The organism is Vibrio sp. Evd11, assembly GCF_900382755.1.
Taxonomy (GTDB): Bacteria; Pseudomonadota; Gammaproteobacteria; order Enterobacterales; family Vibrionaceae; genus Vibrio; species Vibrio lentus.
This window is the reverse complement of the sequence record NZ_OSDX01000007.1, coordinates 130,362-140,933: the sequence shown is the minus strand read 5'-3', so window position 1 is coordinate 140,933 and position 10,572 is coordinate 130,362. Positions and strand designations below refer to the sequence as shown.

At 37.9% G+C, this 10,572-nt stretch carries 10 protein-coding genes; 9 read left to right on the top strand and 1 reads right to left on the bottom strand.

Features of this window, described 5'->3' with window-relative positions; all coding sequences use genetic code 11:
- The first annotated feature begins 770 nt into the window (after positions 1 to 770).
- Entirely contained in the window at positions 771 to 1,391 is a 621-nt protein-coding gene (locus tag ED652_RS05010) for a sigma-70 family RNA polymerase sigma factor (protein ID WP_162929915.1), read from the top strand.
- Positions 1,392 to 1,461: 70 nt separating this feature from the next.
- Here the strand turns inward: ED652_RS05010 and ED652_RS05005 are convergent, their stop codons facing one another.
- Positions 1,462 to 4,293: a TraI domain-containing protein gene (locus ED652_RS05005; protein WP_122053723.1), complete on the bottom strand. Its 2,832-nt coding sequence runs from the start codon at positions 4,291 to 4,293 to the stop codon at positions 1,462 to 1,464.
- A 19-nt stretch (positions 4,294 to 4,312) separates the two neighbouring features.
- Between ED652_RS05005 and ED652_RS05000 the strand changes: the two genes are divergently transcribed.
- The 8 genes from ED652_RS05000 to ED652_RS04960 all read left to right on the top strand — a co-directional run bounded on the left by ED652_RS05000 (position 4,313) and on the right by ED652_RS04960 (position 10,544).
- A complete protein-coding gene (locus ED652_RS05000; RefSeq protein ID WP_122053722.1) occupies positions 4,313 to 4,594 on the top strand; it encodes a hypothetical protein in 282 nt (93 codons plus the stop codon).
- Between the two features lie 47 nt (positions 4,595 to 4,641).
- Positions 4,642 to 5,328, top strand: a complete 687-nt coding sequence (locus tag ED652_RS04995; RefSeq protein ID WP_122053721.1) for a hypothetical protein — start codon at positions 4,642 to 4,644, stop codon at positions 5,326 to 5,328.
- Between the two features lie 288 nt (positions 5,329 to 5,616).
- Positions 5,617 to 6,318, top strand: a complete 702-nt coding sequence (locus tag ED652_RS04985; protein ID WP_122053719.1) for a hypothetical protein — start codon at positions 5,617 to 5,619, stop codon at positions 6,316 to 6,318.
- On the top strand, positions 6,311 to 7,156 hold the full coding sequence (locus ED652_RS04980) for an AcaB family transcriptional regulator (RefSeq protein WP_122053718.1): 846 nt from the start codon (positions 6,311 to 6,313) through the stop codon (positions 7,154 to 7,156). The genes ED652_RS04985 and ED652_RS04980 overlap by 8 nt, the downstream gene beginning before the upstream one ends.
- A gap of 489 nt (positions 7,157 to 7,645) precedes the next feature.
- Positions 7,646 to 8,080 (top strand): hypothetical protein, encoded by a 435-nt coding sequence (locus ED652_RS04975; protein ID WP_122053717.1) that lies wholly within the window; start codon positions 7,646 to 7,648, stop codon positions 8,078 to 8,080.
- Between the two features lie 10 nt (positions 8,081 to 8,090).
- Positions 8,091 to 9,131 (top strand): hypothetical protein, encoded by a 1,041-nt coding sequence (locus ED652_RS04970; protein WP_122053716.1) that lies wholly within the window; start codon positions 8,091 to 8,093, stop codon positions 9,129 to 9,131.
- Between the two features lie 3 nt (positions 9,132 to 9,134).
- Positions 9,135 to 9,932: a hypothetical protein gene (locus tag ED652_RS04965; protein WP_122053715.1), complete on the top strand. Its 798-nt coding sequence runs from the start codon at positions 9,135 to 9,137 to the stop codon at positions 9,930 to 9,932.
- Positions 9,933 to 9,950: 18 nt separating this feature from the next.
- A complete protein-coding gene (locus ED652_RS04960) occupies positions 9,951 to 10,544 on the top strand; it encodes a transglycosylase SLT domain-containing protein (protein ID WP_122053714.1) in 594 nt (197 codons plus the stop codon).
- Positions 10,545 to 10,572 lie beyond the last annotated feature (28 nt).

The window sequence follows — 10,572 nt, the reverse complement described above, 5'->3', positions numbered from 1 at the left end:
AGCCACAGAAGCAGCCGTATACGCCGCAGAGTGAGCAGCAAGCCGCGCCACAGAAGCAGTACAGTAATTACGCAGAACCGCCACAACAACATGATGAGATTAATCCTGACAACTGGAATGGTAATCGACCATTTCGTTAAGGTTTAACCTTTATCACCTAAGAACCTCTCAATACAGAGAGGTTCTTAGTTTCAAACAGTCTACTTATATGTCCACACTATCTCGTTACTTCGATATACAATCCCTAACGGAAAACGAGACAACATCCACATATAACTCAAAATTTTATATTTTTTTTTTATAAAATTTTGAGCCTTAAATTCATCTCATTTATGATGAGTTGGCTTGGTAATGAGTAGGGAGAATATACTTACGTATAAGTCACCCCATATGTTGACATATAAGTAGATTGACCAAACATACTATATCTATTGCATAATTATAATTGATCGGTTCGCCACTAATCCGGCAGCGCCGAGAATGACGTAAATAAATACAATTTCAATGAGTTAAAGCATCATCGATACAAAGCGTGACTTTGGTGCAGCAGGTCATTAATAGTTCTCTCAATTTCATAAAATAGGATCCAGTTCAAGGTCCTAGTTAATTTGAGCGCATTATTAACTGTAAGTGTTTCACTCATTTGGTTTATTATTTGTACGTTAAGTTTGCAAATTTATAAAAAGACGGCATACGGCATACGGCATACAAAGCAAATAAAACATGGAAAATTTATATATATGGACGTAACAAATCAGTCAGGTGGAAATATGGATAATTCAGCATTTGCGAAGTGTTTGCCAAAAAACCTATTCGCACGTTCGAAGAAGGATTTATCGCAAAAGATAGATAACATCATCAAGTACGATAGTTTCGCCAAGTCCAGCGATGACTTATCTGAGTGTAAACAGATTATCGACACCAAAATGTATGAGATTTGTTGTCTCTATGCCGATGGTAAGAAGGAATTTGAAACATACCCTGAGTTTCTTCGTTATACATCTGCGTGCTTACGAAACTCAATCATAGATTTCAACCGAAACAGGTCAGTGATACGCGGCCCTAGAAACAAAACAGTTCAAATCAAAGAGGTTTTAGAGTCTTCCTTTATAACTGACTACCACAGCTTAGAGGATAGCCCTGAACTAGAGCAACGAGACTTTGAACAAGCACTAAACCATCTACGTGAAAACACACCATCAGAGCTATTCAATAAAGAAATGGAATTGTTATACATGAACAACGTTGACGAACTCACTCCAAAGGAAGTCGCGATAGAACTTGGCCTTTCTGTTGGTTCAGTCAACCGACGCATGAAAAATGCGAAAAATGACATCAAATCAATTTTCGAAGAACTCAAAGTGAGAAAGGCGGATATATTTGGAGAATAATACACTTCAAACAACCTTCGATTACTCCATATTAAAAAGCAGCTCAAATCCATCTGAGCTGCTTTTTTTATTACTTCAACTTTGCTTCGCGATACAAAGGCATATTTTTACCACCAGGTAGTAAGGCTCTCACTGTAAGAATGTAGCCACTCTGAATCTTACCGTTCTCATGAATAATTCCTAGTATCGATTTTTCATCTTTCATTAAAGTAGCGGCGCTTTTTTCTAGTTGGCCAAACAATTCTCTAGTAAGGGATTCACAGAATGTATCTTTGAACTTATCTATTGAGAAAAATAAGCCTTCTCGTAAATGTAACACGTGAGATCCCGGCTCATTAAAAGAGATTGTTCCTTGTTCAATTCCTGCTTCTATGTAGGGTATCCAAGTGCATAAAAGGTTTGTTAGTATTTTTTGCTCTACATCCTGATCATAAACTCTCGTGTCAGACTCACACCCTAAACTATGGTTTCGTGCCAAGAGTTTTACCATTTTCTCTGACAACTCAACCTTTCTCGGTGATGTCGTTACTTTAGTTTCAGATTCAAATGGCCTTTGGTTTTCATCAACGTAGCCTTCGCTGTCATGTATAGTGATACCACCGTCATAATCAACCATGTCCATCGGATCAACAAAATCTTCATCGCTATAATTAGGCACATCGAATATAGGCGGCTCCGGCAAATTAACGGTATCGTAAGCCGTTGTCGGGGGCGCACTGTATGAATCATCTGCCTTTGGTGTATATGGAGCCACAGACGCCTTTTCAGGCAACTCACTTTCAATCATTACTACGTTTTTTGTACTCGTAACAGATTGAGATTGTGTTTTCTGTTGAGACTGATTTGAATTAGTATGCATTTTTGGACTGCTAACTTTAGGTTTACTAGTACTTACATTCGAGTTATTCAAACCAAGCCCAATACCAATTGCCTTATCCAAAATTGAACCTTGAGTTGCGTTTGCTTTTTTCTTTGGTGCCGGCTTTTTTTTCTGATTGCTGGAATTTGATACTTTGGCAGCTGATTTCGTTTGTTTTGCGTTATTCGTTTTTGGGCCAGATACCGGTGGGGTGGCAGGTGTTGATCTGTTTTGATTTGCATTATTACTTTTTGGCGCCGAAATGACCGTCGCGGGAGGCGGAGTAGCAGGGGTTGTTTTGATTAATGGTGTGTTCTTGGGAGTTGTGGCTACATCTGTCGAGTCCGGTTGTTCTGAGACTGTATCAGTCTCATTGTTATCTTGAGTCTTACCGAAAGACATAACAGTATCGTTAACCTTTTGTCCGACACCACTTTCAACGACTTCTTCTCTTTGAGAAACCAACTCTTCGTGTTTATCATTGCTGCCATCATTTTGATTAGCGTTACCATCTTCTTGATTAGCATTACTGTTATCTTCGTATGAGCCTTCTACTTCTTCACCTTTAAGTGAACGGCCCTTATTTGGTTTTTTAAACAATTCAAAATCAGAATCATGGAATAAAGACCAAACCTCAGGATAGTTTTCTTCCGAGTACTCCAATACTTCATCTTCATCATCTTCACACATCGCAAGACTTTTATCGCTAATTCGATATTGAACATCAAAAGAGCGCAAATCATCTATACCTATTTCTGTTAGTTTGTGAGCGTCGATTACGAAATACGACATTTCTTTCGATTTGTTCGCATTGTTGGTGCTAAAAAACTCAATCCACCAGAAAGTGTCACCAGAAGGAGCAGGTAAAGTTACTTCATTATCAACAAGTAAAGTAAAAATTGCTTGGTCGTTGGGTAAGCGAATATTCGTATCTGACAATCGTTTCTTTATTATCGGTAAGACACTTTTTGCTGAAAGGAAAATCAGATCACCATATCGCTCCATTTGTGAATACTTACCCATGGCCACTTTGTTAGTTACTAGGTTGAATGAATCTGGTGACGCTATGACGTCTTTAATGACGGCTAAAAATGATTCAAATACTGGAAGGTTCGGGTCTTGCAAATCCACATATGAGCTATTTCGATTGATAGCATGATGACGCCTAATACCATCGTCCGTTGAAACTTGATCTGCATGTTTAACACATTCACCTAACTCATGACCTAGCGCATAATCGGACCCAATTGTATGTACTAAATCTATGAATAACTCTGCAGCATGAGTATCACTATAACCAATAATCCATTCTAACCCCGCTTGAGGAACAACATCTTGAAACAGGTTAGATGCGAAAAGCTCATGTGATGATTGATGATACACATTAAGCCCACTTTTATTTTTGTATGTAGTTATTCGATACTCAACCTGTTCATGCTCTTTGGGGATCTGATGAATCATTGGGTTCCATAGCTTCCACTTTTTATTTTGGTTTCGAGTAAACCACTTAAAGTTCGTATAAATCTTTCCTCCATCGTGAAGCAAGCCACCAATAAAGCATGAGTACATGAAAACGCGTTCTAACCACTGAATAGTCTCCACTTCACGATCAGGAAAGTACACAGCACCTTGACTCTTACGCATAGCGTACATGGCCACCTCAAGTGAGTGTTCTATAAGGCCATAGGGCTCAGAATGGTGATGCCTATCGGACGCAGCTACGCTTTGGCATAACCGTGTAAATGATAAAATTGCAGGCTTATAGTAAAGGTCGAATAGCTTGTCATTTAACCCTGCTATTTCCTTTATTTGACCAACCAAATACACACATTGCTCTCTTCTCAAGATTGTTTCTGGTTCTAGGAACAAGTTCACATTTTTTGAACTTTCAAAATTAGAACTAGAACTTCCACTTTCACTAACACATTGACTTGAAACATTTTTATTGTCTCTACTTTTATTGTCAGCCATCTCGCCTGTTTTTTTTGTATTAGTCATTTTTTTCGGGAATAAACTATTCAGTAGCACCATAAATTTTTCCATAAATAGGGATCTGCCAGATATGAGTAAAAAGGACGTATTACCTAAGCCAACCCAAGAATTAATCAAAGCTCTAGGCACCAAACAAGCTCTGAAAAAGAAGCTCAATTCATTGCCGGAATCTCGTATTAGTAAGTTGGCTTTGATGTTTGCCGATGCTTCCGCTGAGATTTTATTGGAACGTGAAGTAGAGAAAGAAGAATCTCTTCGTGTTCAGAAACTCATTGAAGCAACGCTTAGTAATCTCAGTGAGGAACACAACATTCCACTCGACATAATCAAAGCTAGAACTAACCAACTCTAACTAGTTTATGGATCTTTAATGAAGGCAACGAAAAAAAGGAAGGAACAATGGGGAATGGAACAAAATTCATAAACGAAATCCTAAATACAATACCTGAATTGCCTAGTGGTTACTCAGATCTTTCTGACAGCTATAAGAAGAAGTGTATTTATTATGTACGCCGCTTAAAGAAAACGATACCCCATGTTATTGAGCAGCCTTTTGAATCGTTTACTGAGTTAGAAAAGTTTGTAATAGAAGCTGATAAAAACGGCTTTTCACAGTTTATGTTAACGGACTTTACCAAGCGCGGAATCACATTCAAAAACCACACACTAAGATTACAAGGTATGAAAAAATACCTAACACCTCAAGAAGTAGCTAACGGCATCATGCACTTCAAAATCGACTTAACTAAAGAAAGTAAAACTAGTTATGTAGAAGAGCTAGGAAAGCTTATATCAGCTCTAAATCTATCAGGTATAACTACTGTTGACCAACTTGCACTTGTACTTTCGGAAAGCGATAGAGAGTCCCTTAAAGAACTAAAACACTACTTTGAACATTCGAGCCGATACATTGAATTTCTAAAGCTGGTTTCTCTCTTAGCGCTAAAAAATACAAAGTGTGAAGATGGCGATATAAGCCAGTTGAAAGACGATTTTGATGTAGAGCCAGAACTAGCTTTACCCGGTCTATATCCACTACTAAATGATGCTCTTTCTTTATCTATTAAGGAGCTCAAGTACCTATGATATTACCCTTGGAAATACGTAATAAAGTTGTGTTTAGAAAGGTCGTTAGGATTGTCAATCACACCATGTTTAACACTCTTACTGCCAAGTTTTGGAATGTCCATTCTCCCAACTTCCTGCCTGAAAACATGGATCAACTTCAATCTCTGTTGTCCCTTTCACTATTGGCCGGGCAAATAGATTTATTGGATGTAATCGACCACGTACATCGAGAATCACCAGAAACTATTTTTGATGATCCAGCCCTTACAGATACATTCATAAACGTATTGAATGAGAGGTTCAACAATGACAATTAAGAGCCACGCATTTAGTCAAAGACTAATGCTTACTAGTTGTATAGAAGATGCTGTATTAAGCGATTCAATGTTAATAAACGAGATTCTGTCTCGCCCAAATCCTGAGTCAAAGTTACTACTAATAAACCACTTCAACTTAGAAGAAACAGACGCAAATCTAGTCGTTGATAAGCAACTTTCTATCGCGTTATTTGAAGCTAGTACTTTGGTAAATGAGAATGTCACCGAAGTAAATGACATTAAAAATTTGAGTGTATTTAGCAATACAAAACAGGGTAAGCAACTCATTAAAAAGATGCTTGAAAAGTACCAAATTCTAATCGAGCTTTATGCAAGAAAGGCGTCCTCAACAGCAAACCCAACACTATTTAAAATGATCGGTTCATCGAAGAGAACGAGCAAAGCAGTTCGAAATTTTCTTTGTCATCAAATCGAAGAATCACGCGAAAAAATGAGCAAAAATTATGAAGAAAACAATTTGAAAGTTAAGCAATTTAGATTGCTAAAACTTGAAGAAACGTTTTCAAAAGTTGCACATACAATCGACCTAAACTCGAACTTTTATTACATAGATGCGCTGATAAAAGTAGCCGACGAAAGTGGTCAATACATGAATAAAATCGACAAGAGCATTTCAACAAAAGTTTTCGATTTAGTAGATAAAATCAAGCAAGGAGTTAGCTATGTCTAGCAAAGAGAATCGACCACAACATCAACAACACATGCAACCAAACGCCCTCGAATCCTTAACTAAAATTGGTGGATCTCAAAGCGAAAGTGCACTTGCATTGCACGGAACAATGACAGAAACAAAACCTGACATTCCTTCTGTTAAAATTGAGTTCTACACAAAGGCGGCCCCACAAATGCTTTTCTCCAAAAAAGGGGGGCAAAATGGTAACGGCACTCACTTTATTCAAGGTTTAGATTGGTTTGATACAAAGCTTTTAAAAATCCTTAATGCAGTTCGTCAAGACGACCCATTTGCAGACCAACTTTTACTCAACATTGAAAGCGGAATAATCAATCTTGGTAACTTCTATAGAGAAGAACAACTTAACATCCACGCTCTGATCGAAGAAAAATTTCAAGGTGCTAATGCTGAAATTAATATACCCAAAAACAGCACTAGCTCAACAGTAGAGATTACCTTAGCGCATCGTTTGTCGTACAACCTTTTATGGCTAGTTAAAGAGTTAGATACTCTTTTATACTTCTTGTTTTACTGCGACCAATATTCGATCTTAAAGGTGAAAGATGTGAAAGAACGTCGTGAGGTTTTGAAGAAAAAATTTCGACAAGTTCTAGCACAAATCAACTCTTGGACGTCAACCGGGATTAGTCGTGAAGACCTTGCTTACAACACTGCTAAAGTGAATCTGGCCTTTCAAAAAAACAAAGAAGTACAACTTTCAAAAGAAGTTATTTACTTGGAGCTACGTGCAGACTGCGCGCCTGAAATATCATCACACCGTAATGATATTATGGACAAAGGGATCGAAGAAAAGTTAAGAAACTTGTATCAATAATCCACATTATGACGACTTTTTCAGGACACCTACATACAACTATGTGGGTGTTTTTTTTCGATTTAACTTTCCTTAGACAAAGAAATTCTCAAATGTGAAACACTGAAAATGGTTATGATTTTTTGGAAAAGCATCCTTATTTTTTTGGAATTAATACGTGAAAAGTCGGATTTCCATACAAAAATTCATGGTCTAATACATAAGTTCATGGATTTACGTACATTTTTTTTGGTAATTGTGGATAATTAACTCTGGAATTGCATACACAAATAGATGTATAAGATTACACTGAAAAATCCAGTAGTTCTCTTTTTGATCACTATATAAAATATATGTAGATAAGCTATATGTTGCGGGGCGACATTTGGCTTATCTACATCTGTTTCTTAGATTCGATGAAAGTGCCAAAAATGCGGTGCATAAAAACTGCCTGTGAAAACCTAAATGCGTAAAGGTTAGACGTAAGCTAACTAAATTTGGGAAACTAACATGCGAATATGTACTGTTGCATTAGCACTAATGGTCGTAACGTTTTGCACGCAAGCAAACGAGAACCATACACAAAAAATCAAAGACTCTCTTGTAATGGATGTTGGGGGTTACACGCAGGTAAAAGTAGATACTGGATTACAACAAAAGTACCCACTACTTAGTGTAACGTCGCTAAAATTTCCGTCATCGATTAAGTACATTGGTCAATCCTTAAATTACGCACTTAGTCTTTCCGGGTACACGTTGGAAAACTTGCAGTTAACGAACATTGAAACGTTAAAGCTCTATTCGCTAAAGCTCCCGCTCACGAATAGAGATTTTATTCGTTCAACCACATTGCAAGTAGTTGAAACGATCATTGGTGCTGGCTTTCAAGTCGGTATCAATGAAGAAAGTCGAATCATCACCATCACACCTGTTAAGCAAAGCTAAGGAAATGACCATGAGAGGAAATAGCAATAAATTAGATGTCAATGCGAGTGTTGCGCATGACGTTGATCAACAAGAAGAACAAGAATCGATTCCTAATGAAACGAAGGAACAAGTTTCAACTTCTAAGGAATCGAAAACTGAACGCTCAAGCACGGAATCGACATCAGAAAGTAACGAAAAATTAGTACAGGCAAATGCTAATGAATCAAACAATGGAAACGAAGCCATTGTGACTTCTGAGAATGGAAAGTTACCAAAAGGCAAATCTCGAATTGGTAACTGGATAGGTGGGTTTGCTCTTTTATCTATACTGACAGGCGGAGCTTGGATTTATTTCACTAGTGATCAAGAATTTTTGAATCTAGTAAACTTGTCTGACAATGAGAGTCCTAATCCATCAGCTAACGAAATTCAGAAACTAAAATTTGAAATGGAAAATTTACAAATTGAAGTTGAACAGTACATCGGAGTTAACGAAGCGGTAGCAGACATGGAGCAACAAACAAATAACTTAAAGAACAAAATAGATAATCTGAAAATTCTCATTGAAGACGAAATCAACAATTTTTCTTTAGAGTCTGCAAAACGAGAAAAGAGGCTATCTGAAATTAGTGGGCGGCTTTCTGAACTAAAACTTACAGAAAACTTCACTGTTACGATTAAAGAAGAAATGGAGTCTTTAAGAAATGAAATTCGCGGCATAAACGACAAGAGTTACGTTTCTGAACAAGAAATGATCAAGAAGTTAGAAACCTTGAAAGAGTCTTTAGATCTAGCCGACAACGCAGAGGTAAATGTTAAAAAATCTAGTGCTGCGAATGATGATTCGACTTATGGCGTTACGATCACACAATTAGGCCCACTTAAATTAGGTAGCATCGTAGCTCATGGTAGCCAACGAGTTGCTGAACTTTCAGATGATATTAGCGGAGCTATTCCAATCATCGAAGGCGACCAGGTAGGGCAATATAAAATTAAAAGAATCACTTCAAATAGCGTTTTGATTCTGAGCCTTTCCGGGAAGAAATTTACTTTAATCCAAGAGGGCTAGATTATGAAAGTAATTAATTTCTCTCTTGTATCCGTTGCCGCCGCGTTAGCTTTCTCAGCTAACTCGGCTGTTTACGTTCCCAAATTAGACGTTCAACAAACCAAAGTCATAGACAGCAAAACTGGTAATACAAACGTTACTTACGCTGTTGACGGAATAGACATAGAACTTACTAAAGAAGATAAAGCTAAAGCTAAAAATTGGAATTTAAAAGATTCTGATTGGGCTAAGTATAAATACGCCATAACATACACCCCTAGAGGTACATGGACTCCAAATTTAGATCCACCTATCGTTCTTGGTAATCTGGCAACTACAGACGCCGACCGTGCCTACTATGGTCGAATTATGAATAACCTCGAAACTAACCGTCGTGATCGAGAAATTGCTTTTCAGTTAGCTGCCAACAAGGTTATCAGGTTAGATAACGTGGGACTCCAAAACCTCTCACCTCCCCGAGAAGGGCTTTCAAAAGTTCTTCCTGAACAATTCCAAAAGCTTCGTTCAATATTTTTAGACTTAGATGATTGTGAAGTTGAATGCAAAACATTCATAACTCTCGCTATCGCTTCCACCTCTACCATTACGAAACTAGACATTCACGCTACTAACGGTACAGAAAGGCAAGTATTGGATTTGCTAGGAAAGCTTGGTTTGAATCAAGAAGAAATTGAGAATCGAAAGATCACGATTAAGGCAAATCGAAATAATCCGCTTGTAGCTAAGTTTAGCAATGGTGGCAAAGTGCCTTTCTACATAAATCGGAACGAATCTGAAACAACCCGTTACCATATCCAATAAGAGAACTTGGAGGTTTGAATGAAATTTTTTATTCAAATAGGGATTGCTTTGATTATCTGCTTTTCTAATTCCGTTAGTGCCGAGAACAAGACCAAAGTTATTTTTGTCCCGGTGTACTTTTTAGAGCTGTCAGAGAAAACAAAAGTACCTGCTGATATTTTATACGCCCTAGCTGTGCAAGAAACGAACTCTCGCATGAATGATCGAACAGTTCGACCATGGCCATATACTATCAATGTTGCAGGTAAAGCATTCCGATACGAAAACTTAGGGCAGTTGATTGCAGCATCAAATGACCTGATTTCAGAAGGGAAGCGCTCGTTCGATGTTGGATTGTTTCAAGTTAATTGGCGGTGGCACTCGCATAGGGTGGATTCCATAGAGCAGTTAGCTCATCCCGTGAATAATGGAATCGTGGCATCCCAAATTTTGATAGAACAATACAACATCTACAAAAACTGGGCCGTTGCTGCCGGACGTTACCACAATCCAAATAACAACCATGGGTATGCTGATAAGTACCAAAAAGAGTTTTTGGACAAACTCAAACGCATTCAGAACGGTAGCTATCAAAAGAGCCTTGTTGATAAGTATGAGCTGGCAATGAAGTAAAGGGCTTGTTAGCGGGGGGAACGATAAA